The following is a 24703-nucleotide window of genomic DNA, read 5'->3' as shown; positions in this document are numbered from 1 at the left end:
CGTTGGTCTCTCAGGTGGAGGGTCGGGAGGTCCTGCTGTAAGGTCATTCCTCTATTGTGAGGACTTTGTGTTCACTGCTCAGGGGCTTCACTGGGGGTGCAACCATGCTCCGGTTTCAAAGGTGCGTTTCACGGCCAGGCTGGCGGCCCCCACCACCCAGGGGGTGAATTGCTCCTGGTGCCAGGAAACCACGTGAAAGGAAAGGGGTTCGGTTTGCGGGGCGAACAGGTGTTCCCTGAGGCTGTGCTGCAGGGGATCAAAGAACAGGGGACCGAACCGTGCCGCTTCCCCGCCGAAAATGATTTTTTCTGGGGCGAAGACGTTCACCAGGTGGGCCAGGTGGAAGCCAAGCAACTGGCCTGCTTCCTGCAGGACCTGTTGTGCCCCGGTGTCCCCGGTGTGGGCGAGTTTGAGCATGTCATCCATGGTGAGGCTGTCTTGATCGGGGTGGTTCTCCAGGAAGGTTTGCAGGATGCCCCATTCGCTGACAAAAGCTTCGAGGCAGCCTTGCCGGCCGCAACTGCAGGTTCGGCCCCCGGGTTGAATGGTGTTGTGGCCGAATTCTCCAGCCCCGCCGTTTTTTCCCCGGTAGAGTTTGCCGCCGGTGATCAGGGCGGAACCCAGCCCCAGGCCGTTGGCGATGACCAGCAGGTTCTGGCTCTGTTTGCCGTGGCCGAAGAGCATCTCGCTGGCTGCAAAGGCGTTGATGTCGTTGTCGATCACGGTGGGCAGTTCGGTGTGCTGGGAGACCAGGTGTGCGAAGGGCACGCCTGTCCACCCGAGTGGGCTGTTGAACAGCACCATGCCGGTGCTGCTGTCGATCACCCCGGCGAGGGCAATGCCCATGCCTATGCAGTGGTCCTGGGGGACATGGTGGGTGCTGAGCAGGTGCTGGGCCAGCCTGGCGACGTGCTGGGCGACCAGTTCAGGTTTGGTGCCCTGGAGGGGTTCGGTGTGGTGGGCGAGCACCCGGGTGGAGAGGTCGGTGAGCACCAGGTGGAGGTCCTGTCCGGAGAGGCGCACCCCGATGGCATGGAACTGGGTGTAGTTGATGTCCAGGAAGACGGGTTTGCGTCCGCCGAGGGCTCCGGAGGGGCCGATGCTGGTTTCGACGATGAGCCCTTCTTCGATGAGTTCTGCGGTGAGGCCGGTGAGGGTGGCTTTGCTGAGCCCGGTGTGTGGGACGAGGTCGGTGCGGCTGGTGGGGCCGAGGGTGCGCAGGTGGCGGAGGATTTCCAGGCGGTTGTGGTGGCGGAGGGCCTGGGGGTCACCTTTGGGGGAATGGGGGGGTTGATTCATACGTTGAACCAACCTATAATACCACTGTTCTCTTCTTGATGCCTCTGTGGTGCACCCTGGTGCACCAAAAACTGTTGCCTCGCCTGCTTTTTCGGGCGGGTGGGGGGTCGTCTTGCAGGAGAAACGCTGTGCTGCAGATGGTATTGCCAAACCCAGCTTGGCCTGCTACTGTAGATTTTATAAAATATAAAATCTGAGAAAAATACTGTGTGAGACAAAAAATCTCGCAACGGTGTCTCAGTCCAGAAAGGAAAAACCCATGCCCAGCCGCTACCTCGCCCACCTCGCCCACACCGAACTCCTCACCCCCCACCTCCAGCAGTCCATCCAGTTCTTCCAGGACGTGATGGGCATGACCCTCACCCACCAGGAAGGAAACAGTGCCTACCTCAGGTGCTGGGGTGACCCCTACCTCTACAGCCTGATCCTCACCGAAGGAGACAAACCCGCCCTCGGCCACGCCGCCTGGCGCACCAACGGCGAACTCGAACTCCTCGAAGCCGTGCAGCGCCTCGAAGAAGCCGGCCACACGGGACAGTGGGTCGAAAAAAGCCACGGCCACGGCCGCAGCTACCGCTTCCAGAGCCCCGGCGGCCACCAACTGGAAATCTTCTGGGAGGTCGAGCACTACACCGCCCCCGACCACCTGAAATCCACCTACCCTGAACGCCCCCAGCGCTTCACCGGAGCAGGCACCGCCGGCCGCCAACTCGACCACATCACCTTCGCCACCCGTGACGTCATCAAAGACGCCCACTTCTACCGGGACGTGCTGGACTTCCGCTTCATGTGCTACAACGGCATGGAAGACAACCCCGACCAGGTGGTCTTCGGGATGGTCACCACCAACGAAAAAGCCCACGACCTCGCCCTCGGCATCGACTTCTCCGGCATCCCCGGACGCCTCCACCACCTGGCGTTCTGGCTGGACTCCCGCGAAGACCTGCTGCGCGCCGCCGACATCCTCATCGAAAACGGCGTGCACATCGAATACGGCCCCGGCAAGCACGGCATGGGCGAACAGAACTACCTGTACTTCCGTGAACCCGGCGGGGTGCGCATCGAACTCAACACCGGCGGGGTCAGGAATTACGTTCCCGACTGGAAGACCGTGGTGTGGAAACCCTCCCAGGGCTCAAACAGCATGTACCGCAACCAGGGCATGCCCAACTCCATGCTCGAAGCCTTCCCACCCGCCAATGCCCCCGCAGCAGCCGAAATCGACCTTCCTGCCCCGGTGAACCCCTGGGTCAAGCACGGCTGAACGGAGGAACCCCATGGCAAGAATCAACAAGGTCTTGATCGTCGGAGGCGGCATTGCCGGACTCACCCTCGCCATTGGCCTCACCCAGCAAGGCATCGAAGTCGACCTCGTCGAAATCAAAACCGAATGGACGGTCTACGGGGTGGGCATCATCCAGCAGGCCAACGTGCTCCGCGCCATGGAACACCTTGGGCTCCTCGACACGTACGTCGCCACCGGCTTCCCCTTCGATGAAGTCGGCATGTACGGACCGGACGGCGGACTCAGGGTGAAACTCCCCAGCCCCCGCCTCGCCGGAAACCGCTACCCCGCCAACATGGGCATCTCCCGCCGGGCCCTGCACGACATGCTCACCCACACCGCACAGGAAAAAGGCACCCGGGTGCGCCTCGGCATCACCGTGCACAGCTTCGAAGAGGGACCAGACCACATCGAAGTCACCTTCACCGACGGCACCCAGGGCCAGTACGACCTGGTGGTCGGGGCGGACGGCCTCTACTCCAAGGTGCGCACCCTGCTCTTCGGGGACATCAAACCCACCTTCAGTGGGATGTCGGTGTGGCGGCACAACTTTCAGCGCCCAGCGCACGTCGATCACCTGATGGCCTACCCCAGCACCCCCCACACCAACGCCGCTGGCATCGTGCCACTCGGGAAGGATTTGATGTACCTCTTTGTCACCTCCCGGGAAGACGGCAACCCCTGGATGCCCCAGGAGAAACTGCACCAGTTGATGCAAGAGCGCATGCAAGGCCTCGGCGGTCTGGTTGGAGAGCTCGCACGGGAGATCACCGACCCTCAGCAGGTCGTCTACAAACCCATCGAAGTGGTCTTCCAGGACGGCCCCTGGCACAAAGGCCGGGTGCTCCTGATCGGGGACGCCGTGCACGCCACCAGCCCGCACGTTGGGCAGGGTGCAGGCATGGCCATTGAGGACAGCGCCGTGCTCAGCGAAATGCTCCCAGGAAGCCACCACCTGGAAGACACCCTTCAAGACTTCACCCGGCGGCGCTTCGAACGCTGCCGCACCATCCACCAGATGAGCATGCAGGTCAACACCTGGGAACTCACCCACCCCCCCGACGCCAACACCCCAGGGATCATCCAGCAGATGATGCAGTACACCGCGCAACCCATCTGAAACCCCCCTGCCAGCGGAAGCCCGATTTGGGCTTCCGCCGGGCTTCCCTCACGGAAAGGTGGACCCTGTTAAAATGCAGACACGAAGGTGTCCCCCCCATGATCACGAAAACCATCAAATCCGCCGTGGCCCAATTGCTCAGAGACGACATCATCCGCGGCACCTTCCGGCCCGGGGAGCGCCTCAGGCTGGAGACCCTCACGGAACGTTACGGGGTGAGCATGACCCCCATCCGCGAAGCCATGACCACCCTGCAATCCGAAGGGATCGTCACCATCTTGCCGCACAAAGGGGCGCAGGTCACCGAATTTTCACCCAGGGAAATCCGGGAACTCTTCGAGATGCGCGCCACCCTGGAACGTCTCGCCACCCTGCGGGCCGTGCCTTTCGTGAAAAAACGGGACGTGCAGGCCCTGCAGAAACTCGTCGACCAGATGAACGAACTGCACCGGCATTTCGACATGGTGGAGTACTCCCGCCTCAACCTCTCCTTCCACCTCTCCCTGTACGGCCTCTCCGGGTACCACCACCTGCAAAAAACCATCGAAGCGGAAAGCTACCGGGTGATGCACTACATGCACACCTTCACGGACGTGATGCCCTTCATGAAAGACCAGGATGTGGACCATCAAACCATCCTCAACCTCGCTGCAAGGCACCAGGCCGAAGAGGCCGCCGACAAAGTGCACCAGCATGTGCTGGTCAAAGGCATGGCCATCGCCAATCAACTCGCCAACCCCTGAACCTGGGGGGTGAAGGGTGAAACTCGGCACCCTCAAAAACGGCACCCGGGACGGCACCCCGGTGGTGGTCTCCCGGGACTTGCAGCGCGCCGTGCACCTCTCCCACCTCCACCCGACCCTGCAAGGTTTGCTGGACGACTGGGAGCGTGTGGAAGCCGAGTTGCAACACCTCTCCGACGTGCTCAACGCCGGGCAGTGCAAGGTGGCGTTCCCGGTGAAACCCACCGACTTCATGGCCCCCATCCCCAGGGCGTATGGTTTCGTGGACGCCTCGGCGTTCCTGCACCACGGTCAGCTGATGACCCGGGCGTTCGGCCTGCAGGTCACCGTGCCTGAAGGCGACTCCATCCTCTACCAGGGGGCTTCAGACCGGTTCCAGGGGGCCTGCGACCCACACATGGTTCCAGCTGGTGACCTGCAGGTGGATTTCGAAGGGGAAGTCGGGGTGGTGCTCTCAGACACCCCCATGGGGGTGACGGTGCAAGAAGCAAAGCAGTGCATCCGCCTGCTGGTGCTGTTCAACGACATGAGTTACCGGCGGTTTTTGCAGCAGGAACTCCTCAGTGGCTTCGGGCCCATCCACGCCAAACCCACCACCACCTTCGCCCCGGTGGCCGTCACGCCAGATGAACTCGGAACCCACTGGAAGGACGGCCGGGTGCACCTGCCCCTCACGGTGCACCTCAACGGGCACCTCTTCGGGCAGCCCCACGGGGGAGAAATGGATTTTTCCTTCCCGGAACTCATCAGTCAGCTCGCCCGCACCCGCAGCCTCGCTGCAGGCACCGTGCTGGGCTCCGGCACCTTCTCCAACCGGGACCCCTCCAGGGGTTCGGCGTGCATTTCGGAACGCCGTGCCCTGGAAATGATCCAGACCGGATCCCCCCGCACCCCGTTCATGAACGTCGGGGACCGGGTGCGCATGGAGGTGTTCCTCCCCGACAAAAGCACGGTTTTCGGGGCCATCCACCAGCAGGTGGTGGCCCACACCACGCCGGTACTGACCGGACAGGAGTGACATGTTCAAGTACTTTCCCACCAATTACGTCTGGAACATCGCCATCAACCTCGCCCTGGAGATGGGCGCCAAAATCGGTGAAATCGACGAGATGTGCCAGCCCGTGCTGGACGCCTCCAGAAAAGGCGATGATGCCGGCACCGTGGATTTCATGCGCTCCTGGGTGGAGATGGCCGACAAGCTGAGCGACCTCGCCCAGGAGGACCTGGTACAGGGCCGGGAACTCAGCGCGGGCAGCAAACTCGCCCGGGCCTCCACCTACTACCTGACCGCCGAGCGGTTGCAGTCCAGCGGCTTTGCGGAGCGGCTCCCCCTGTACCAGAAGTTCCTTGCGGCCTTCCAGAGGAGCATCCTGCTCAGTGGGGAGAATTGTGAGCGTCTCGAAATCCCCTATGAAGGCACGCACCTCAGTGCCCTGTACGTGCGGGCCGAAGGGGTGAAAGGCCCCGCCCCGGTGCTGGTGCAGGTCAATGGACTCGACAGCACCAAGGAGATGGTCTACCGCATTGCTCCAGCGCAAGCCCTCGCCCGGCGAGGGGTGTCCTCCCTGATCCTCGACCAGCCTGGCACCGGAGAAGCGCTCAGGCTGCAGGGCCTCACCGCGGTGGTGGACAGTGAACGCTGGGCCAGCAAAGTGATGGACTTTCTGGAGACCCGCAAGGACATGGATTCCAAACGCATCGGGCTGATGGGGGTGTCCCTGGGAGGATACTACGCCCCCCGCGCCGTGGCCTTTGAACCCCGCTTCGCCCTCGGTGCCGTGTGGGGCGCGAACCACAACTGGGGTGAAGTGCAACTCCGCAGGCTGCGCAACGAAGGGGACCGTCCCGTCCCCCACTACTGGGAGCACGTGCAATGGGTGTGGGGCAAGCAGAACATGGAGGAATTCATGGAACTCATCCCCCAAATCCACCTGAACGGCATCCTCGACCGCATCCGGGTGCCTTTCCTGGTCACCCACGGGGCCGACGACCGGCAGATTCCCCTCGATTACGCCCACCAGACCTACGCGGGCCTGGTGAACAGCCCGGACCGGGAACTGAAAATCTTCACCCGCCGGGAAGGGGGCAGCCAGCACTCCAGCCTGGACAACAGCAGCAACGCCGGGGATTTCATTGCCGACTGGGTGACTGAACGCCTCGGTGGCCGCACCCACACCCAGGGCAAAGCCGTGGCACAGCAACACTGAAGAGCACCGTGGGCCTGCTGGACACGGCACGGCCCACCCGTCCCCAAAGGAGGTGCCCATGTCACCGGTGAACCGACAGGGGCTTGCAGTCCAGCGGGGCTTAGAAAAAGGAGGTGAAAGGCAGGACCAGAGAAACACAGCAACAAGGGCCGGGACACAGGTGTCCCGGCCCTTCTCAATGGTGGGCTTTGACCACCACAGCGATGCCCATCCCGCCCCCAATGCACAAACTGGCCACCCCGAATTCCCCACCGGTGCGTCTCAGGGCATGCGTCAGGGTGACCAGCACCCGGGCCCCACTCGCTCCGATGGGGTGCCCCAGGGCGATGGCCCCTCCGGTGACGTTCACCTGGCGGTCATCGAGGGCGAGTTCCTGCATCACCGCCAGGGATTGCGCGGCAAAAGCTTCATTCAGCTCGAACAGGGAGATGTCCTGCTGGGACAGCCCTGCTTTCTGCAGGGCCAGGGGCACCGCCCGGGCGGGACCGATGCCCATTTGCATGGGGTCCACCCCCACAGCGGCATACGAGACGACCTCGGCGAGGATGGGCAACCCCTGGGCCTCGGCGTACTCCCGTGAAGCCAGGTACAGCAGGGCCGCCCCGTCGTTCAGGCCACTGGCGTTCCCGGCGGTGACCGTGCCCTCCGGCAGGAACGCGGGTTTCAGGCGGGCGAGGGTTTCTGGGGTGGTGCCGGGTCGGATGTGCTCATCGTGCTCGACCTGCAACACCTGACCCCTGGGGCCTTTGACCTCCACCGGGAGGGTTTCTGCCTGAAAATGCCCCTGCTCCCGGGCTTCGGTGGCCCGGCGGTGGCTTTCTGCAGCAAAGAGGTCCTGGTCCTGGCGGGTGATGCCCCTTTCACGGGCAAGGTGTTCGGCGGTGATGCCCATGTGCACGTGATGGAACGCGTCGGTGAGGCCATCAACGAGCACGGTGTCACGCACCTCGGCGTGGCCCAGCCGGACCCCCTGGCGCAGCGCTGGCATGACGTGCGGGGCGAGGGACATGTTCTCGATGCCTCCGGCGAGGTAGGCCTGGCCGTCCCCGCACCGGATGCCGTGCACGGCGGTGATGATTGCCTGCAGGCCACTCCCACACACCCGGTTGACGGTCTGGGCGGGCACCCGGTGGGGAAGGCCGGCGTGCACGGCGACTTGCCGGGCGACGTTCATGCCTTGACCGGCCTGCAGGACATTCCCGATGATCACGTCTTGTAGGTCCCCTGTGGGCAGGCCTTCCAGGGTGGCCCTGGCCGCTTGCACCCCAAGTGTGACTGCAGGGGTGTCCCTGAATGCCCCCAGGAAGGTCCCGATGGGGGTGCGCCGGGCCTGCACGATGACCACGTCCGTCACCTCCCCACCCCCTCAGGCACCCGCACCGGTGCGCCGGTTTTGCGTTCCACCTCCTCCACTTCCACCCCCGGAGCGAGTTCCACCAGGGTCAGTCCGGTGGGGGTGACGTCCAGCACGCACAGGTCGGTGATGATGCGGGAGACCACATTCTGGCCGGTGAGGGGGAGGGTGCAGTGTTGCAGGATTTTGTGCTCCCCGGTTTTGGTGGTGTGTTCCATCAACACCACCACCCGTTTCACCCCGGCCACCAGGTCCATGGCGCCCCCCATGCCTTTGACCATCTTGCCGGGCACCATCCAGTTGGCGAGGCTGCCTTTCTCGGAGACCTGCAAGGCCCCCAGGATGGCGAGGTGGATGTGTCCGCCGCGGATCATGGCGAAGGCGTCGCTGCTGGAGAAGAAACTCGCCCCGGGGACGCTGGTGACGGTTTGCTTCCCGGCGTTGATGAGGTCGGCGTCCACTTCGGCGTCCACTGGGTAGGGGCCGATGCCGAGCAGGCCGTTTTCGCTGTGCAGCATCACGTGCATGCCGGCAGGGATGTGGTTGGCCACCAGGGTGGGGAGGCCAATGCCGAGGTTGACGTAAAAGCCGTCCTGGAGTTCAAGGGCGGCCCGTCGGGCCATGTCGTTGCGGGACCAGGGCATTCACATCCCTCCTTGCACGGTGCGTTGCTCGATGCGCTTTTCTGGGTTTGGGTTCACAACCAGGCGTTGCACGAAAATGCCAGGGGTGTGCACCTCATCCGGGTCGAGGGTGCCACTGGGCACCAGTTCTTCGATTTCTGCGATGGTGACTTTGCCGCAGGTGGCCATGACCGGATTGAAGTTGCGGGCGGTTTTGCGGTACACCAGGTTCCCTTCCGGGTCCCCTTTCCAGGCTTTGATCAGGCTGACGTCCGCCTGGATGGCTTCTTCCATGACGTACACTTGACCATGGAACACCTTGAGGGGTTTGCCGTGGGACACCCGGGTGCCCACCCCGGTGCGGGTGAAGAAAGCGGCAATGCCGGCCCCTCCGGCCCTGAGGCGTTCTGCGAGGGTGCCTTGTGGCACGAATTCCACTTCCAGGTCACCTTCCAGGTACTGGCGTTCGAATGCTTTGTTTTCGCCGACGTAACTGCTGATCATCTTGCGGATCTGCCGGGTGTGGAGCAGCAGACCCAGGCCCCAGTCATCCACCCCAGCGTTGTTGCTGGCCACCGTGAGGTTGCTGGCTCCGGTTGTGCGCAGGGCCAGGATGAGTTGCTCGGGAATGCCGCACAGGCCGAAGCCACCCACGGCGATCAGCTGGCCGTCTCTGACCACATCCTGCAAGGCTGAAAGGGCATCAGGGTAAAGTTTGTTCATGCTGGACTCCCGTTCACAGGAGGGCCACCACCCGGGCAGGGGCGGCGCTGCCGCCGACCAGGCGCAGGGGGAAGCAGCTGACCATGAAGCCTTTGGGGGGAAGCGAGGACAAATTGACCAGGCGTTCAATCTGGGCGTAGGGGAGGTCCAGCTGGTGGGCGGCCCAGAAGATGCCCCCTTTTTGGTGTTCCTGGGCGTCCCTGGCCTGCAGGTGCAGGGGGCGGTCCCATCCCCAACTATCAATGCCCATCACCCGGATGCCTTGCTCGAACAGGTACCGGGTGGCTTCTGCGGTGACGCCGGGGCCTCTGAGCCAGTAGTCCCCCTGTCCGTAAAATTGGTCCCGTCCGGTGTGGATCAGGACGATCTCCAGGGGGGAGAGGGTGTGGTTGATGCCTTGGAGGGCTTGCTGGAGGTCATGGAGGGTGATGGCTTCGCCGTCTTCTTTGTGCTGGAAGTTCAGGCAGATGCCAGGCTGGAAGAACCACTCCAGGGGGAGTTCGTCGATGGTCTGGCTGTCTTGGCCCTGGATGCTGCTGTTGTAGTGCCGGGGGGCGTCGATGTGGGTGGTGGAGTGGGTGCCGAGTTCCCGGATGGTGTCGGTGGCCCAGCCTTCTTGCTGGTGCAGCAGTTCACGGGGCACCTGGAACATCTGTTCGATGTCATCTGCCCCTTGCTGGTTGGTGCGGTATTCGATGTGGATGCGCTGGAAAGCGGGAACGTCCGCCGGGGTGTTTTGCAGGGGGGCGGACAGGTCAATGGGCTGCATGGTTGCTCCTTCGGTGGGTCAGGGCAGGCCGACAGGGCGTCCGGTGGACCCGCAGGGGTCAGGTTGGAGGCCGGTGGGTCAGGTCGGGTTTGTGGGGGAAGGACAACACCGGGTGCAGGGGCCCGGAGGGGTGGTGAACCGTGGTTTCACTGTAGCAGGGGAGGGGGTGAAGGCAAATCATTTGTGCAGACGTGTGAGGTTCTGGTTGGAATGTCAATTTGTAACCTGTTTGCTGAACGACATTTCCGGGTTTGAGTTGGGGTTGTAGGTTTACTCATCATGTGAGCCTTGACGAAATGTTGAAAAAATGTTACTGTCCAGATGGTTCACACCCCAATTCAAGTTGTCCCCTCGCCACACCTGTGGCGGCTCCCCCATGCCCGGTCGGCCCACGGTTGCCCAGCAGGCAGGGAGGGCAGCCCCCTGCAAAGGAACACCATGCCCAGATTCCACTTCAAACCCACCGCCCTGAGCCTCCTCACCCTCAGCCTGGCCGCCTGCAGCACCCTGCAAGCCCCCAACACGGCCACCCCTGACCTTCCCACAGTTGCCCAGAACGACCTGGACTCCACCGCCGACCAGCAAGCCCGGGCCCTGCTCGCGCAGATGACCCTGGATGAAAAAATCCAGCTGGTGCACGGTGCAGGCATCGGCAGCAGCCCACTCGGCGGCGGAGGATTCATCAAGGGCATCCCCCGCCTGGGCATTCCCGATTTGAACATGGCCGACTCCGCCGCCGGGGTGAACGCAGGCATCCAGGGCGCCGTGGCCTACCCTGCCCCCATTGCCGTTGCTTCCAGTTGGGATCCCAATCTCACTTTTGAACTCGGCACCCAGATCGGCAAGGAACTGCGGGTTCGGGGCTTCGCGGTGGGCCTGGGCAGCGGGGCGAACATGGCCCGCGACCCCAGGTACGGCCGCAACTGGGAGTACCTCGGCGAAGACCCCTTCCTCGCCGGGACCTTCCTCACCCAGCGCACCCTCGCCGTGCAAGCCCAGTATGTGATCTCCAACCCCAAACACCTGGTGGGCAACGAACAGGAAACCAACCGGTTTTACTCCAACTCGGTGATCGATGAGCGCACCCTGCGGGAAATCTACCTGCTGCCCTTCGAAATGACCGTCAAAACCGCCCAGCCCGGCACCATCATGTGCGCGTACAACCTGGTGAACGGCAGCAAAGCCTGCGAAAGCAAAACGCTGCTCACCGACATCCTCAAAACCGAATGGGGCTTCAAAGGGGTGGTGATGTCCGACTGGATTTTCGCCCTCACCGACACTGTGCGTGGAGCAAATGCAGGGCTGGACGAAGAACAACCCGGCTCGCAAGACGACTACCAGAGCGTTTACGGTCTGCCGCCCAGCAACTTCAACCAGAAACTCAAAGCCGCTGTGTTGAACGGCAGTGTGCCCATGTCACGCCTGGATGACATGGTGTTCCGCAAACTCCGCACCCTCTACCGCTACGGCATCATGCAAAACCCACCCACGGTGAGTGGAAGCATTGATCGCGCCACGGGGGAAGCCCTGGCCCAGAAAGCCGCCAGTCAGTCGATGGTGTTGCTGAAAAACGCGGTGCCCACCGGAAGCAGCAGCAGTGTGCTCCCGATCAGCAAAACCATCCAGAAAATCGTGGTGATTGGCGGGCACGCCGACGTCGGGGTGATGAACGGTGGGGGCAGTGCCGCGGTGATCCCCCAGGACGGCAACCCTGTCCCCTGCCTGACCCCCGGTGCGGCGTTTGATCCAGGTGGGGTGTTCTCCAAGTGCGCCCCTTACTACAAGTCTTCCCCCTTGCAGGCCATCAAAGCCAAAGTCCCCGGTGCAACCGTCACCTACTACAGCGGGGAAGACAGTGCCGCTGCAGCGAACGCTGCCGCCACGGCAGACTTGGCCATCGTGTTCGCCACGCAGTTCACCAGCGAAAACATGGACCTCACGGACCTCAACCTCCCCAACAACACCACCGACCCGGCCAACCAGGCCTACGACCAGAACAACTTGATTGCTGCGGTTTCCGCCAAACAGAAACGCACGGTGGTGGTGCTGGAAAACGGGGGTCCCGTCAAGATGCCCTGGATCAGCAGTGTCCCGGGCATCCTGGAAGCCTGGTACCCGGGGGTGCGCGGAGGTCAGGCCATTGCGGACGTCTTGTTCGGGGACGTGAACCCCAGCGGCAAACTCCCCGTCACCTTCCCGAAAACCGAAGCCGACTTGCCTCAGAAAGCCATCTCCAGTGCCAGTGACGTGCCTTACACCGAGGGGCTCAAAATGGGGTACCGCTGGTATGACAGCCAGAACATCACCCCGCTGTTCCCCTTTGGGCATGGGCTGTCGTACACCACCTTCAGCACCTCCAGTTTGATCACCACCAAAGAAGCCAATGGGGACGTCACGGTGCGCTTCACCCTGAAGAACACCGGGGTGCGCGCTGGAGCGGAAGTCGCCCAGGTGTACGCTGCGCTGCCTGCCTCTGCGGGAGAACCGTTCAAACGCCTGGTGGGCTGGCAGAAAGTGAATTTGCAGCCCGGGCAGGCCACCCAGGTGACGGTGACCGTCAAGAAAGAACGCCTGAACATCTGGGATGCCAGCAACCACCGTTGGGTGACCCCCGCAGGCACCTACACGTTCTTTGTGGGCAACTCGTCCCGCGATCCGGGCATGGTTTCTGCCGCCCGCAGTTACTGAACGGCAAAGGCAGCAAGGCCGGTGGACATCCACCGGCTTTTTTTGATGGGTGAATGGGAGCGGGTCAAAGGCTCAGGTGTTTGTTGTGTGGTGGGGCTGAACGGTGCTCGTCGCTGACCCAAAAACCATGGTATGGTGGATGGAACGGTTTGCCGGTGTGCATTTTGTGGCTTGATGCCCCTCGTGTCATCACACTCTCGAAGGTCTGGAATTTTTAGCCACTTCTGACCAGGCTCTGGAAAAAATGCAGCGTTTATGCCATGATGGTGGCATGACCCTGTCAGCAGTGCCTTTGAACGAACACATCCTGCAAAACAAAGAACCATTTCAGATCCTGATCGACCGCATCACCCGCATTTGCACCGAAACCCACCAGCAGTCCAAGTTGCGCCTGTTCAACCCTGCCCACGCGGCAGGAGCAGAGCGTTACAACGCCCTGGTGGAAGAGGTGTTCAAACTGGCCGCACTGCTGCAACACGACCACCCCCACATCCGTCCCTTTTACCTGCCGTACCGCCGCGACCAGGAAATGCCCTACGAAATCCAGGACATGGACCGCTTCATCCGGGCGATGCGGGACCAGGGGTACCGGCTCAACGGGCGCACCGGCCTCAAAGTCGGCAAACGCACCTACCTGTTGGTCAACGCCAACACCTACCCCAAATCCACCGCCAAAGGCCTGCTGGAGTTCGCATGCCTCAACAGCACCGAACTGACCCAGCGCAAAAAGAGCGTACTGGACTTGTTCCCCAGAATGCTGGATGAAGACGACGATGTGGCCTACCTGTGCCTGGCCACCCACCTGGACCCCGAGTATCTAGGCCTGTGCAAAAGCATCTTTGCCATCAAACCCAATCCAGAGGCACACGGGATTCCCGAAGCGCTGGACCGGTATGATTTTGCAGATGACTTCAACCTGTTCGGCAACGGCATCCAGGTGACCGCCCCTCCACTTCCCAAAACAGGCCAGCCCCGCTGGAGTCAGCATCCCCAACCCGGATTGCTCGGCGGCACAGAGGACAAGTAGCGTTCAAAAATCCTTTTCGAGAGGAGTCAGCCATGCACCACACCTCACCGAAATTCATGGGTGAGCGGTTGCAGCAGGCCCGCAAAGCCCGCCAGATCACCCAGGGTGAACTGGGCGAGGCCCTGGGTGGCATCAGTGTCAAGTCGATCAGTGCTTACGAAAAAAACGAGAACCAGCCTTCTCCTGCCACCATCGATGCCCTTTGCGCCTTCTTCAACCTCCCCCAGAGCTTCTTTTTCACCGCAGTCCGCGAGAGGCACCCCTCCAGTACCCCGGTGTTTTACCGTTCCCGTGCTGCGTCCACCAAGAAAGACCGTGACCGGGCGGAAGTGTACCTGTCCTGGTTTCAGGAACTGGTGCACACCATTTGCAGCCAGGTGAATCCCCCGCCGCTCAGTGTTCCTTTCCGCCTGAACACCCAGAACCCCGCGCACATCACCAGCCAGGATGTGGAGCGTTGCGCCCTGCAGGCCCGTGAGCACTGGGGCTTGGGGGAAGAGCCCATCGGTCACCTGTGCAACCTGCTGGAAACCCACGGGGTGTTCATCAGCCGCATGTCGCTGGGCAGCGAGGAACTCAACGCCCTGAGTGTGTGGGTGATGCCGGAGAACGTGCCGCTGATCGTGCTGAACAACGATCGCGACTGTTACACCCTGTCCAGATTTGACCTGGCACACGAACTGGGTCACCTGCTCCTGCACTCTGGGGTCACCCAGGAGAACTTCAACGATGCCGCACTCTTCAAGGTGATGGAGGAACAGGCGCACCATTTCGCCCGGGCTTTCTTGTTGCCGTTCCGGGCGTTTCGTGAGGATGCCTGGTTGTCGAACCTGGACATGCTCAGGCACCTGAAGTCCAAATGGTTCACCAGCATCGGGGCCATGATTTTTCGCCTGCATGATGTGGGTCTGGTGACCGAATCGGAGATGGCGAATTTGTGGCGGAATTACGGGCGTCGGGGCTGGCGGAACCATGAGCCGTTTGATGACGTGTGGCCTCCGGAGGAACCGGATTTGTTCCGGGAAGCTTTTGAGTACATGACGGGTCAGCTGGGACTCTCGAAGGACATGTTGCTGCGGGAGACCAGGCTCAGTGCGGATCTGGTGGAGTTGTTGTGCAATTTGCCGTATGGGTTTTTCCCGAGGTCTTCGTCGGTGGAGGTTCGAGGGCTGGGTTTGATTCGTTTCACCCCGAAGGCACAGTTGAAGTGAGGTCCGGGAAGCCCCCGGACCGGATCTTTCTACGATAAGAGGTGGTATCGTAGAAAATCGAAAGCATTTTCATCATAAGCCCTCAGAAGGGTATCCAAAATGCCCGCAGGTACAGAATGACCTGATTTGGTTTCAAGGGGTGTTTCTGGGCATTCTGGATACACATTTTTTTCTCATGAAGGAGCCAGATGAACCCCGCACACCGGTTGCCCGGCAGACCCAAGCGACACCCCGACGAAACCTGGAGTTCCTGGATTCATCGGGTCGCCTTCAGCAACAGCCTCAAAGTCAGTGACCTGTTCGCCACCTCCCACAACCCCCACCGTTCCCGGGGGTGGCCACCCTCCAGCATCAAAGCCGCAGACCTTCAGGCCATCGCCTGCATGCTTGGCATGGAGGAAGAAACCCTGATCCAGCACATGGATTTCCCCCCAGCCCACACCACCCTCTGGTTCTGTCCATTGTGCCTGCAAGAACAACCCTACTTCCGCACCCACTGGACCCACATTCAAGGGAGATGCCAGGTGCATTCCTTGATGCTGTTGAACTCTTGCTCACAATGTGGGAAAGAGTTAAGCGCATACAAAAGTGTTTCACAAAGAAAGAAACCAGAAGTCATGCTGAACGACTTCATGACCTGCAACCACTGCAAGCACCCCCATGCCAACCATCCAGCTCCAATCGATTCATTCCTAAGAAGCACCTGGGAGTTGTTTGGCCTGCTCAATGACCATCCCAAACCCCACCCACCCTCCGCCACCCGCCAGACCCCAGGGGCAACTGTGCCCCTCGCCGTGACCTGGCTGATCTGGCATGAAGTGCTGCAAAACCGCTTCGTGAGCACCAGTGAAAACCTCAAAACCATCCTCCGTCGAAACGTGGAACCCACATGGAACACTCCCACCTCCATCCTGCAACGGGTGGAGTGCCTGCAAGACCTGATCACCCACTGGCCGTGGAAACTCCACCGGTACCTCCGGTGGGTGGCCCACCTGGGTGTCTTGCAAGACCACCTGCACCTCCCGACCTGGGTGGACCACGTCATCGCCAGTTTCATGCACCAAAAGGACCCCATTTTGATGCTGCAAGTGCCTTACCTGCTGGCGGTGGTGAACACCCACCGGATCCCCATCCCGGGCTCACCCCCACCTCAGCACCATGACTTGTGGAAAGCCATCGACTGGTTGGATGGCACCCACCTGAAAGTGATCCAGCAAGTTGAATTGTGTCCATGTGCCCAGCACATGCAACTTCACGGAAGCAACCGGTATCTGGTGCCCTCGCCTTGACCGCACACATTAAATCTGAGACCCTGATGCATGTCCAGCGATGCTCAGCGCTTGCCCGTGCGTCCCCGACCTTTGCCTGATGAGTCGTTTGCTTCCTGGGTTCAGCGCACTGCGTTCAGCAATGGGTTAAGGACCAGTGACCTGTACCCTGCAAAGCCCAATGTCAACAAAGCCCAGGGGTTACCCCCAAAGGCCTTCATGACCGAGAACCTCATCCATCTGGCTTTTGCTTTGGGGGTCAAGGAAATCATCCTGGAAGCCCCCATGCAGTCAGAACATGTGGATGCCACCACCCTGTTTTGTCCCAGGTGCCTGTTGGAATCGCCGTACTTCAGGGACAGTTGGCGATCTCCGCACACCCTGAGGTGTGAGAAGCACCAACTTCACCTGCAGGAGGTGTGCACCCACTGCAACAGTGATGTTGCGGCATACGTGTCTTTCAAACACAGGATGCACCCGCAGGACATGCTCCGGGCATTCATGGCGTGCCGCAAGTGTGGCCAACCCCTGCACACCTGTCAGGCGGAACCCGACCTGGAACCTGCCATGCACTGGCATTTGCATTCCCTCTTGCATGGCTTTCAACTGGAACCTCCATTCCCATGGTTGACGGTGGAACTCGCAGGAAAGGTGTGGCCTGTTGGCGCCTTGCATGTGTTGTACCACCAGGTGGTGTGCCGGTACGGTTTTCATGGGACCGATCTGCTGGCTGCTTTGTGGGAAGGGCACCCTGAGTTTCCCCAGGAAAACCCGCTAGGGACGTATTCCAGATCCAGAAGGAAGGTCATTTGGCGCATCTCTCTGTTGTGCTGGTTTCTGGAAGGCTGGCCATGGCGGATGCATCGGTTCTTGCGACATGTGGCCTATGCCACTCGCCCTGAGGAACGGGACAGCAGTTGGGTGGTCGGGGTGATGGGCAGTTTTGTCATGGGCCATGACCCCATGGACAGGTTCCACCTGGGGTACATGCAAGAAACCCTCACCTGGGACCTCGACAGGCGGCATGAAGACTTCAAGGATTACACCAAAAGGGTATTTTCGCTTTCACCGTTTCAAGATGTGCTGGGAAGCCTGCACCTCTGGAGGCTGCAGGAGTTGCCGGTGTTGAATGTGGAGGACTGTGTTTGTGCGCTGAGGTGGAAAGAAATGCACTTCCATTCCACATACAGGCAAAGAAAGGCAGAGCCAGAGGAATGACCGGGTTTCCGGTCATTCCTCTGGCTGCAATGATATCAAAACAAACTGCAAAAACTGGGTCGTTTGATATCAGAACAGACTGCAACTGACATGTGGTCCAGCATGGCCCTGGTGGGCCTCTTTGCCCTCTTCCATGGCCATGCCCACGGGGCAGAAATGCCCAGCACGGCTTCCGGTCTGGAGTACGCCCTGGGTTTCATCCTCGCCACGGCCTTACTCCACCTCTCTGGCATCGCAGGCAGCCTGCTGCTGAAACGCACCCTCAATGTGAATGCCCTGCGGATGTCCGGTCTGGGTGTGCTGCTCGGCGGCGTGTACCTGATGTTCGCCTGATGCATGAAGCCAGCATCCTCCTGGCATTGATCGACCAGGTGCAAGACGTTTTGCAGCACCACCCCGGCATGCGGGTGAAAACCGTCACCGTGCGCATCGGGACCCTGAGCAGCGTGATCCCTGAAGCCCTGCATTTCGCTTACCCCGCAGGGGCCAGAGGCACCGTGCTGGAACAGGCCACCCTCGTCATCGAAACCGTGGAGGCGGTTGGAATTTGCCCTGAGCACGGGGACATCCCCCTCCACCCCCAGCGGGGATTGCGCTGTCCCCACTGTGACCACCCCATCACCACCCTGCGCTCCGGGGAAGAACTGGAACTCGAAGCGCTGGAACTGGAGGAAACATGACCCCCCCCCGCATTGTCACCGTCCGGCAAGGCATCCTGAAGAAAAACGATGAACTGGCCCGGGAAAACCGCCAGACCTTCCAGCAGGCTGGAGTCCGGGCCATCAACCTGGCCTCCAGCCCCGGGGCTGGAAAAACCGCTCTGCTGGAACGCACCCTCTCGGACCTGAAAGAGACCCTGAGGCTGGCTGTGGCGGTGGGAGACCTGGCCACCGAAAACGACGCGGAGCGCCTGAGGCGCACTGGGGTGCAGGCCGTGCAGATCGTGACCGGAACCATCTGCCACCTGGATGCCCAGATGGTGCAAAATGTGCTGCCGCACTTCAACCTGCCTGAGTTGGACGTGCTGTTCCTGGAGAACGTCGGGAACCTGGTGTGCCCCTCAAGCTACGACCTCGGGGAGGAACTCCGGGTGGTGCTGCTGTCCGTGACGGAAGGGGAAGACAAACCCCTCAAGTACCCGACCATGTTCAACACGGCCGACCTGGTGCTGATCACCAAAATCGACCTTGCGGATGCCGTGGGTTTTGACCGGGAACTGGCGCTGGAGAACATTGACCGCTCCCGTCCGGGCGTCAAAGTCATCGAGGTGTCTTCCCGCAGCGGGCAGGGCCTGCAGGCGTGGTACCGGGTGTTGCAGGGCCAGCATGAAACTGTCCAACCTTAAACGGCCCTTGCTGCAACCCTCCAGTGCACTGGAGGAGCCTGAGTCCCCTGCAGCCTGGAGCCGGGTGGACCGTTTGCCAGAGCAGACCCTGCAAGGACAGGAGGTCATTGCGGTCACCATGACGTGCCTGGATCGGCACCGGGTCAGGCGCAAACTCACTACCTCCGACGGACAGGGGTTTGCACTGGCCCTCCCCACCGGGATGGTTTTGCAGGCGGGAATGGTGCTGAGCAAGAACTCCACCACAGCTTACGTGGTGGAGGCAGCGCCCGAGGCGGTGCTGGTGATCCATCCTGAAAGCCATGTGGAGGCCTTGCGAATCGCCTATGCCATCGGGAACCTGCACCGGGATGTACAGGTCGATGGTGACACCCTGGTGGTGCTGGCAGAAGGAAGCATGGAATTGCAGTTGCAACGCCTGAAAGTGGCTTTCTTGAGGGAAGTGCGGCCCTTTCTGGGGAAACCTGCCTGGGAGCACTGATGGGGGGCCTTGGGAAGATGTCCCCCCGGAATGAAACGCTCTCCTAGTAGGTGAGTATTTTTGTAGGTCCTTCCAGACACGGTTTTGAGCCATGAGAAAGGCCGCCTGTGACAAAGCGGCCTTTTGATCTTGCTGATGGCAGAGTTCTATCTGCGGACGGGTTTCTTGCGTTTCTGTAAAACATAGGAAGCCAGTGCGGCACCATTGCCATGACCCACCATGGCAGCCTCCAGAGCATCTTCACGAAGTTTGCGTCTGAGTTTGTTCAGACGGATCTTCAGCCTCCAACTGCGCTGTGGAATCTCCTGCTTGGACCTGCCCGCTGTGGGTCTTTTGCGTTCAGTCCGGGTTTCCAGCAGGTAATCATTCACCTGGGCACGCTCCAGTCTGCGTTCTGGGTCCATGGGAAGTTCTGGAAAGGACACCTCGCCCACCTGTTCCCGGGTGAGGCGCCGGGTGGCTTCCGCCATCAAAAACAGTGGATGATCCATGTCCACCTCCTGTATCTCACCAGTATACATCCTGTGGGCACACAGAGACACAAAACTTAAGGAATGATGCTTTCCCGTCTCAGCATTCTTGTCAGCGGTCTCAGAGATTCAATGTAATATTTGTGGCCTTTGAAAATCGCGTAACTGTCCTGGGGGTCAATGACCTGAAGGTTTGCTGGATGACGGACCACACATTCCATCTGCTGATGGTAAGGAAACAGGAAGTAGCTGTCATCAACGAACACATCTGCAAGGGTGCTTTCAAAAACAACATCTGCTGCCAGCACCACCCCACTGCCAGGGTGCTGTGAAGTGGTGACGAAGGCCTCTGCCACTTGTGGATCAAATGTCCAACTGTCCAGAGGATGCGTTTGACAAGCAGAGGGTCTGCCCTGCTGCCAGCAATTCAACAGGTCCGGAAACGGATTGAAGCTTTGCTTGAGTCTCACGCCACGGTAGAGCCTGAAACTGGTGGGAAAAGGCAGATCGAGGTGTTGAACCAGCCTCTCCCAGCGGGCACGGCGTGAACCTCCCCATGTGACCAGGGTCTGATTCACTGGATCCGGACCTGTCTGGGGCTCAATGACCTTCATGCGCACACTGTTGGCCGCTCCATCATCGGTCAGGTCCCAGAGCACATGTTCGGTGGCCAGGTCCACATCCTTCATCAGCGGACCGAAAATGCTTTGCATGTGCCCATGAACCCGCTGGTACTCCCCCTGATAAATGGGGGCCGTCTGAGGGAGCAATTTGTATCGATTTTGGAGGTGCTGCTGGGCTGTCACGCTGATTCCGGGACTGATTTGCAGATAATACTCCCAAAGGGCCTCTGGAACGTCTGAATAATGCACAACTTTATTGTAAAGCCCACGAAACCCAACCAGGCTGTCTTGTGGAACAGAATGAGGTCACCATCAGGTCACTTGATAACCTGCAGTTATCCATGATGCAGGCAGGTTTTTGAAGAAGAGACCAGGGCTATGGATTTTGTGTACCTCTGCTGCCTGACACTGGTGTTCTTGCTCCATAAGGTAAAGTGGCAGCATTTTGTTCTCAGCTGGTAGAGTGCCTCAACAACCTTCTTTGTACTGTTGTCTTGGCCTCTGAAAACTGTAGGGATGCCGTCAGACTCCTGTAGAGGTGGCCATGGCCGCTTCAAGAATGGATGGCACAAGCTCAGGAGAGAAAGTCGAAAGGGAAACCCAAGATTGACAGCTTCTTTGTTACACAGGAAAATTTTGTTTAACATCTAACTTCAGATGTTGTCTGTCTAATGAAGAACGTATGATGTTTTCCAGATTCAGGTATGATGGCTGCCATGCCAACCCAGAATTCCAAGTTCGTGATGGTGGCCTCTGGCAAGGGTGGGGTGGGCAAGACCACCACCACGGTGCACCTGGCTTACCTGCTTGATGGGGTGATCATTGACCTCGACCCCAAGAAATCCACCCGGTACTTCAAGGGCCTACGCTCTCCGGTGCTGGACCTCAAAGACCCCATTCCTGAAGGCAAGAACGTGGTGATTGATGCACCACCGAGTGCAGAACTGGTGGAGCAGTACGCCCGCAAGTACCGGGAGCTCCTGACCCATGTGGTCATTCCCCTGCAGCCCACCGCCGAGGATTACGCCCTGGCCCGTCACCTTTACGGGATTTTCAGTGGGATTCCCGGTCTGAAGGTGGGGGTGCTGTTGAACTTCCTCGGTCCAGACCGGGACTCTAAACTTGCCCCGACGATCGTCAAGGAGGATTTTGGGTGGAACCTGGTGGGGGAAATCAGCTACCGTCCTGCCGTGTTCCGCAACGTGCGCACCAGTGGCCTTTCCCTGGACTCGGTGGACTGTTATGTACCGGCTTCGGTGTGGGTGAACGCATGAGCAAGAAAGGCAAGACCCTCGATGAGCAACTCGCCGAGCGCCGCAGGCTGGTGCTGGAGCAGGCACAACCGGAAGTCAAACAGGAAAGCTGGACCGCGCACCCCGGACCGGAACCAGAGCAGCCGGTTGAACTTCAAACCTCTAACGTTAAACAAGAACACCTCACGGAACTGCTGGGCTTCCGGGTCACCCGGCAGATGAAACTGTGGTTCCTGTACCAGGCTGGCCTGGAAGGCAAGACCATCAGTGGGGTGCTCGAAGAGATGATGCTGGGCAAATACGGTGAACCCCCCAGAGGCTGGGAGGCCCCCTCCTACCTTGCGAAACGTCCCTCCAGAAGACGCCGCTGAGCTGATGATCTGATGTTGAATATCTAATGTTAAACAAGAAATCTTCCCTGTACACGCTTTACAGGCATGTACGGGGATCCTTGGTCAATGCCAGCGGTCCTGGGTGAGATCTGAATCATCGTCATGCCTTCTGGCATCCGCTTCATAATCACGGGCCAGTTCCCGCAAGCACTGGGCTGTACGGGGCCAGGGGCAAAGGGGCCAGTCGGACGGATTTTATCGCGTTGATCCGAAATTGATTGTCTCAGAAGGAAAATTTTTAATTCAAAATTCACTTTCTGAGGTCTACTTCACCAGATAGAACTCAGACTGCTTCAGCCACCAGGCCATAAATTCAGCATCACAATAATGCCCGAACCAAGGGCCTTCTGAACCCTCAGAAGTGACTGACCATAGGTGCCCGGCATGCCCCAGAAAATATGCCTCATACATTTTGATGGCTTGTTGGACTTCTGCTTCCTTGGAGAGCTGTTTCCAGACCGTAAAACTTCGATCGTTCAGTATGCCCATCAGATCAATCAGTCCCTGATATTTTGTGGCCAGATAGAGGCTCAAGGCACCCAGGACGTAATGAGAAATCAGTCCATTACTGTGCGCACCAAGGTCGAGAACCGTGATTGGAGAAAAGCCTGCAATCTGGACAATTTGTTCAACTTCATCGGAGGAATATTGTTCATAGGTAGATTCGTTCATCTCTTCCAGGTCTTCAACACTCACCGAAACAGGTGGATAGGCATCTGGCTCAAACGGCCAGTCCATGCCCAGTGGACGGAGGGTCTGCACATTGAAAGAAAACCCATGTGGGTACCGGCGCATTTCTCCTCCCAACTCTATACACAGAGTTTTGAGTTCATCTTGGAATGTGCTGGTCAGGCTCTGAGAGAGCAGAATTCGTATGTCAGGTCCACCCATATGCGCCAGTGTATGCATTTTTGAGCAGGCAGCCTAGAGCACCATGGCAGATCAGGTGTGTAGGTCTATGGAGATTTGAGTTTACCCAGTGACCTGTACAGGGTGGTTTTGGAGATTCCCAGTGTCCTACACACATCTGCTACCTTATTTCTAGGATCTTGCATTAGGGTTCGAGCCATCTCCACCTGTCCTGGATTCAGGAGCGCCCTGCGGCCCCCTTTACGACCTCTGGACCGTGCAGCTTCCAGGCCTGCCAGGGTGCGTTCCCGAATAATGTCTCGTTCGAACTCTGCCAGTGCACCCATCATGTGGAAGAACAGCTTCCCAGTCGGGCTTGCAGTGTCCATTTTTTCCTGCACCACCAGCAGATCCACCCCTCTGGCCTGCAGCAGTTTGACCGTTTCAATGAGGTGCTGGAGGCTTCTTCCAAGTCGGTCCAGCTTCCAGATCACCAGCTTATCCCCTGGCCGGAGGTATTCCAGTGCGGCTTTCAGACCAGGTCGGTCTGCTTTGCTGCCACTGAGGACATCCCTAAAAATTTTGCTGCAGCCTTCTTTGGTTAGGGCATCAAGTTGCAGGTCCAGATGCTGCTCCCGGGTAGACACCCGGGCATAACCAATCAGATTTTGGGGTGGGGTCATGTTTCAGTGTACCGAAACCCACCTGGAGGTAAGCAACCGGGATTTTGATTTCGGGAAGCGAATTCGGGACCTCAAACACGACTGAAAAGGGAGGGGAAAATTCTGGGTAGAATCATCCCGAAAACGAGCGTTTCCGGGATGATCAGGATCGAGTTTCATCCTTTACTCGAAAGAGGCAAACTGACTTACACAAAGAATCCAGATTGCAAGAGTCGGTTTTCCTATGGAAATTATGCCAAGGCAGAATCTTGATCATTTCCAAATAATTGTAGTCATACACTGGGTAATTGCAGGCCTGTTATTCCTCTTGCGTCCATTCGTCAAAACCATGTTCAGATAGCTTGGTAATAACCTTTTCTAGCCCCAGCGGATCATATTTCTTATCGCCGATTACTGAGTATATGTGATTGTATATATGACCCTTATCTCTGGATGTAGTAATACTCAAAATAGTGGCCAAATTTCTATCTGACATGTATTCATAAAGACACCAAATTAGCTCATTCAGGTACTTTTCGATTTCGCTTTGATTGAACGAACGTGTAAGCATACTGTATGTTGACTCTAGATATTCTGGAACGTCCTGATGTTCATTCACTTATACTCCTTTGATCTACACGAATTTTCTACTTTTTAAACAGTCTCTGAAAACACAAAATATAATAGAAATTCAAAAGCCTCAACTATTTGATATAATAGAAGATCCTTTCATATTTATTCAAGGCCCAATCTAACGGTATTCGCGCCGAAAGAATATCTAAAATTCTATCATCAGAGCTTCAATCTCATCATGTAGCGCTTGGTCAACTTCATAACGATCTTCCCAGGTTGAGCTGTTATGCACCAGGGATTTGGCAGAGCTTATGTCCAGACGAAAAATCTGATTGACCATTTTAATGGATTCCACTTTGCCCAATCCAAGAGATCGCATTGCTGCAAGGACCCTATCTGTTGGCTCTATGACACTATGGCTTTGAACAAAGGTTTCTAGTAACTGCTCAGCACAGAAAAACTCCTTCGTGCTGAGCAGGTATCCAGATGTTTCTCCAGAATCACACTAGAGTCGACTGAA

25 protein-coding genes are annotated in these 24703 nt (G+C 59.0%); 16 read left to right on the top strand and 9 right to left on the bottom strand.

The window, feature by feature from the left end; genetic code table 11:
- Positions 1 to 87: 87 nt before the first annotated feature.
- Positions 88 to 1299, bottom strand: a complete 1212-nt coding sequence (locus IEY52_RS25305; protein ID WP_189009068.1) for an ROK family transcriptional regulator — start codon at positions 1297 to 1299, stop codon at positions 88 to 90.
- 259 nt (positions 1300 to 1558) lie between these two features.
- On the opposite strand from IEY52_RS25305, the gene IEY52_RS25300 reads away from it, so the two are divergent.
- The 5 genes from IEY52_RS25300 to IEY52_RS25280 all read left to right on the top strand — a co-directional run bounded on the left by IEY52_RS25300 (position 1559) and on the right by IEY52_RS25280 (position 6654).
- On the top strand, positions 1559 to 2563 hold the full coding sequence (locus tag IEY52_RS25300; RefSeq protein ID WP_189009065.1) for a VOC family protein: 1005 nt from the start codon (positions 1559 to 1561) through the stop codon (positions 2561 to 2563).
- A gap of 13 nt (positions 2564 to 2576) precedes the next feature.
- The gene (locus IEY52_RS25295; protein ID WP_189009062.1) at positions 2577 to 3704 is read left to right on the top strand and encodes an FAD-dependent oxidoreductase; all 1128 of its coding nucleotides are present in this window, start codon (positions 2577 to 2579) and stop codon (positions 3702 to 3704) included.
- A gap of 98 nt (positions 3705 to 3802) precedes the next feature.
- On the top strand, positions 3803 to 4447 hold the full coding sequence (locus IEY52_RS25290) for a GntR family transcriptional regulator (protein WP_189009059.1): 645 nt from the start codon (positions 3803 to 3805) through the stop codon (positions 4445 to 4447).
- Between the two features lie 16 nt (positions 4448 to 4463).
- The gene (locus IEY52_RS25285) at positions 4464 to 5465 is read left to right on the top strand and encodes a fumarylacetoacetate hydrolase family protein (protein ID WP_189009056.1); all 1002 of its coding nucleotides are present in this window, start codon (positions 4464 to 4466) and stop codon (positions 5463 to 5465) included.
- Between the two features lies 1 nt (position 5466).
- On the top strand, positions 5467 to 6654 hold the full coding sequence (locus IEY52_RS25280; protein WP_189009053.1) for an alpha/beta hydrolase family protein: 1188 nt from the start codon (positions 5467 to 5469) through the stop codon (positions 6652 to 6654).
- 175 nt (positions 6655 to 6829) lie between these two features.
- On the opposite strand, the gene IEY52_RS25275 is transcribed toward IEY52_RS25280, so the two are convergent.
- Genes IEY52_RS25275 through IEY52_RS25260 form a run of 4 tightly spaced genes read right to left on the bottom strand, consistent with a single transcriptional unit; the run spans position 6830 to position 10123 of the window.
- Positions 6830 to 8008 (bottom strand): acetyl-CoA C-acetyltransferase, encoded by a 1179-nt coding sequence (locus IEY52_RS25275; RefSeq protein WP_189009051.1) that lies wholly within the window; start codon positions 8006 to 8008, stop codon positions 6830 to 6832.
- Positions 8005 to 8652, bottom strand: coding sequence for a CoA transferase subunit B (locus tag IEY52_RS25270; protein WP_189009048.1), 648 nt, complete (start codon positions 8650 to 8652; stop codon positions 8005 to 8007). Before IEY52_RS25270 ends, IEY52_RS25275 begins: the two co-directional genes overlap by 4 nt.
- Positions 8653 to 9354: a CoA transferase subunit A gene (locus IEY52_RS25265; RefSeq protein WP_189009046.1), complete on the bottom strand. Its 702-nt coding sequence runs from the start codon at positions 9352 to 9354 to the stop codon at positions 8653 to 8655.
- Between the two features lie 13 nt (positions 9355 to 9367).
- Entirely contained in the window at positions 9368 to 10123 is a 756-nt protein-coding gene (locus tag IEY52_RS25260; protein ID WP_189009043.1) for a cyclase family protein, read from the bottom strand.
- A 438-nt stretch (positions 10124 to 10561) separates the two neighbouring features.
- On the opposite strand from IEY52_RS25260, the gene IEY52_RS25255 reads away from it, so the two are divergent.
- The 9 genes from IEY52_RS25255 to IEY52_RS25215 all read left to right on the top strand — a co-directional run bounded on the left by IEY52_RS25255 (position 10562) and on the right by IEY52_RS25215 (position 19361).
- A complete protein-coding gene (locus IEY52_RS25255) occupies positions 10562 to 12811 on the top strand; it encodes a beta-glucosidase family protein (protein ID WP_189009040.1) in 2250 nt (749 codons plus the stop codon).
- Positions 12812 to 13082: 271 nt separating this feature from the next.
- The gene (locus IEY52_RS25250) at positions 13083 to 13838 is read left to right on the top strand and encodes a hypothetical protein (protein ID WP_189009037.1); all 756 of its coding nucleotides are present in this window, start codon (positions 13083 to 13085) and stop codon (positions 13836 to 13838) included.
- Positions 13839 to 13870: 32 nt separating this feature from the next.
- Entirely contained in the window at positions 13871 to 15049 is a 1179-nt protein-coding gene (locus IEY52_RS25245; RefSeq protein WP_189009034.1) for a helix-turn-helix domain-containing protein, read from the top strand.
- Positions 15050 to 15237: 188 nt separating this feature from the next.
- Positions 15238 to 16338 (top strand): TniQ family protein, encoded by a 1101-nt coding sequence (locus IEY52_RS25240; protein ID WP_189009030.1) that lies wholly within the window; start codon positions 15238 to 15240, stop codon positions 16336 to 16338.
- 30 nt (positions 16339 to 16368) lie between these two features.
- A complete protein-coding gene (locus tag IEY52_RS25235) occupies positions 16369 to 17535 on the top strand; it encodes a TniQ family protein (protein WP_189009027.1) in 1167 nt (388 codons plus the stop codon).
- A gap of 63 nt (positions 17536 to 17598) precedes the next feature.
- Positions 17599 to 17868 carry a HupE/UreJ family protein gene (locus tag IEY52_RS25230; protein ID WP_268239765.1) on the top strand — a complete coding sequence of 90 codons (270 nt, stop codon included), beginning with the start codon at positions 17599 to 17601 and terminating at the stop codon, positions 17866 to 17868.
- On the top strand, positions 17868 to 18215 hold the full coding sequence (locus IEY52_RS25225; RefSeq protein ID WP_189009020.1) for a hydrogenase maturation nickel metallochaperone HypA/HybF: 348 nt from the start codon (positions 17868 to 17870) through the stop codon (positions 18213 to 18215). The genes IEY52_RS25230 and IEY52_RS25225 overlap by 1 nt, the downstream gene beginning before the upstream one ends.
- Complete coding sequence (hypB, locus tag IEY52_RS25220; protein ID WP_189009017.1) at positions 18212 to 18880, top strand: hydrogenase nickel incorporation protein HypB; 669 nt, start codon at positions 18212 to 18214, stop codon at positions 18878 to 18880. Before IEY52_RS25225 ends, hypB begins: the two co-directional genes overlap by 4 nt.
- On the top strand, positions 18861 to 19361 hold the full coding sequence (locus IEY52_RS25215; protein ID WP_189009014.1) for an urease accessory protein UreE: 501 nt from the start codon (positions 18861 to 18863) through the stop codon (positions 19359 to 19361). Before hypB ends, IEY52_RS25215 begins: the two co-directional genes overlap by 20 nt.
- A gap of 146 nt (positions 19362 to 19507) precedes the next feature.
- Here IEY52_RS25215 and IEY52_RS25210 read toward each other — a convergent pair whose 3' ends face one another.
- On the bottom strand, positions 19508 to 19852 hold the full coding sequence (locus IEY52_RS25210) for a hypothetical protein (protein WP_189009011.1): 345 nt from the start codon (positions 19850 to 19852) through the stop codon (positions 19508 to 19510).
- Between the two features lie 56 nt (positions 19853 to 19908).
- On the bottom strand, positions 19909 to 20703 hold the full coding sequence (locus IEY52_RS25205; RefSeq protein ID WP_189009008.1) for a hypothetical protein: 795 nt from the start codon (positions 20701 to 20703) through the stop codon (positions 19909 to 19911).
- 467 nt (positions 20704 to 21170) lie between these two features.
- Here IEY52_RS25205 and IEY52_RS25200 point away from each other — a divergent pair, with 467 nt between their 5' ends.
- Positions 21171 to 21728 (top strand): ParA family protein, encoded by a 558-nt coding sequence (locus IEY52_RS25200; RefSeq protein WP_229684979.1) that lies wholly within the window; start codon positions 21171 to 21173, stop codon positions 21726 to 21728.
- Positions 21725 to 22078, top strand: coding sequence for a hypothetical protein (locus tag IEY52_RS25195; protein WP_189009002.1), 354 nt, complete (start codon positions 21725 to 21727; stop codon positions 22076 to 22078). The genes IEY52_RS25200 and IEY52_RS25195 overlap by 4 nt, the downstream gene beginning before the upstream one ends.
- A gap of 285 nt (positions 22079 to 22363) precedes the next feature.
- Here IEY52_RS25195 and IEY52_RS25190 read toward each other — a convergent pair whose 3' ends face one another.
- Together IEY52_RS25190 and IEY52_RS25185 are read right to left on the bottom strand one after the other, a co-directional pair.
- Positions 22364 to 22990 (bottom strand): DUF6368 family protein, encoded by a 627-nt coding sequence (locus IEY52_RS25190; RefSeq protein WP_189009000.1) that lies wholly within the window; start codon positions 22988 to 22990, stop codon positions 22364 to 22366.
- Between the two features lie 65 nt (positions 22991 to 23055).
- Complete coding sequence (locus tag IEY52_RS25185; protein ID WP_189008997.1) at positions 23056 to 23631, bottom strand: recombinase family protein; 576 nt, start codon at positions 23629 to 23631, stop codon at positions 23056 to 23058.
- Between the last annotated feature and the right edge of the window lie 1072 nt (positions 23632 to 24703).

It is taken from the genome of Deinococcus roseus (assembly GCF_014646895.1).
Taxonomy (GTDB): domain Bacteria; phylum Deinococcota; class Deinococci; order Deinococcales; family Deinococcaceae; genus Deinococcus_C; species Deinococcus_C roseus.
This window is presented reverse-complemented; position numbering and strand designations above follow the sequence as displayed.

Excerpts from the sequence above, each read along its gene's own strand:
- IEY52_RS25305 (WP_189009068.1), bottom strand. The coding sequence starts at position 1,299 with ATGAATCAACCCCCCCATTCCCCCAAAGGTGACCCCCAGGCCCTCCGC.
- IEY52_RS25300 (WP_189009065.1), top strand. The coding sequence starts at position 1,559 with ATGCCCAGCCGCTACCTCGCCCACCTCGCCCACACCGAACTCCTCACC.
- IEY52_RS25295 (WP_189009062.1), top strand. The coding sequence starts at position 2,577 with ATGGCAAGAATCAACAAGGTCTTGATCGTCGGAGGCGGCATTGCCGGA.
- IEY52_RS25290 (WP_189009059.1), top strand. The coding sequence starts at position 3,803 with ATGATCACGAAAACCATCAAATCCGCCGTGGCCCAATTGCTCAGAGAC.
- IEY52_RS25280 (WP_189009053.1), top strand. The coding sequence starts at position 5,467 with ATGTTCAAGTACTTTCCCACCAATTACGTCTGGAACATCGCCATCAAC.
- IEY52_RS25270 (WP_189009048.1), bottom strand. The coding sequence starts at position 8,652 with ATGCCCTGGTCCCGCAACGACATGGCCCGACGGGCCGCCCTTGAACTC.
- IEY52_RS25265 (WP_189009046.1), bottom strand. The coding sequence starts at position 9,354 with ATGAACAAACTTTACCCTGATGCCCTTTCAGCCTTGCAGGATGTGGTC.
- IEY52_RS25260 (WP_189009043.1), bottom strand. The coding sequence starts at position 10,123 with ATGCAGCCCATTGACCTGTCCGCCCCCCTGCAAAACACCCCGGCGGAC.
- IEY52_RS25255 (WP_189009040.1), top strand. The coding sequence starts at position 10,562 with ATGCCCAGATTCCACTTCAAACCCACCGCCCTGAGCCTCCTCACCCTC.
- IEY52_RS25250 (WP_189009037.1), top strand. The coding sequence starts at position 13,083 with ATGACCCTGTCAGCAGTGCCTTTGAACGAACACATCCTGCAAAACAAA.
- IEY52_RS25245 (WP_189009034.1), top strand. The coding sequence starts at position 13,871 with ATGCACCACACCTCACCGAAATTCATGGGTGAGCGGTTGCAGCAGGCC.
- IEY52_RS25240 (WP_189009030.1), top strand. The coding sequence starts at position 15,238 with ATGAACCCCGCACACCGGTTGCCCGGCAGACCCAAGCGACACCCCGAC.
- IEY52_RS25235 (WP_189009027.1), top strand. The coding sequence starts at position 16,369 with ATGTCCAGCGATGCTCAGCGCTTGCCCGTGCGTCCCCGACCTTTGCCT.
- IEY52_RS25225 (WP_189009020.1), top strand. The coding sequence starts at position 17,868 with ATGCATGAAGCCAGCATCCTCCTGGCATTGATCGACCAGGTGCAAGAC.
- hypB (WP_189009017.1), top strand. The coding sequence starts at position 18,212 with ATGACCCCCCCCCGCATTGTCACCGTCCGGCAAGGCATCCTGAAGAAA.
- IEY52_RS25215 (WP_189009014.1), top strand. The coding sequence starts at position 18,861 with ATGAAACTGTCCAACCTTAAACGGCCCTTGCTGCAACCCTCCAGTGCA.
- IEY52_RS25210 (WP_189009011.1), bottom strand. The coding sequence starts at position 19,852 with ATGGATCATCCACTGTTTTTGATGGCGGAAGCCACCCGGCGCCTCACC.
- IEY52_RS25200 (WP_229684979.1), top strand. The coding sequence starts at position 21,171 with ATGCCAACCCAGAATTCCAAGTTCGTGATGGTGGCCTCTGGCAAGGGT.
- IEY52_RS25195 (WP_189009002.1), top strand. The coding sequence starts at position 21,725 with ATGAGCAAGAAAGGCAAGACCCTCGATGAGCAACTCGCCGAGCGCCGC.
- IEY52_RS25190 (WP_189009000.1), bottom strand. The coding sequence starts at position 22,990 with ATGGGTGGACCTGACATACGAATTCTGCTCTCTCAGAGCCTGACCAGC.
- IEY52_RS25185 (WP_189008997.1), bottom strand. The coding sequence starts at position 23,631 with ATGACCCCACCCCAAAATCTGATTGGTTATGCCCGGGTGTCTACCCGG.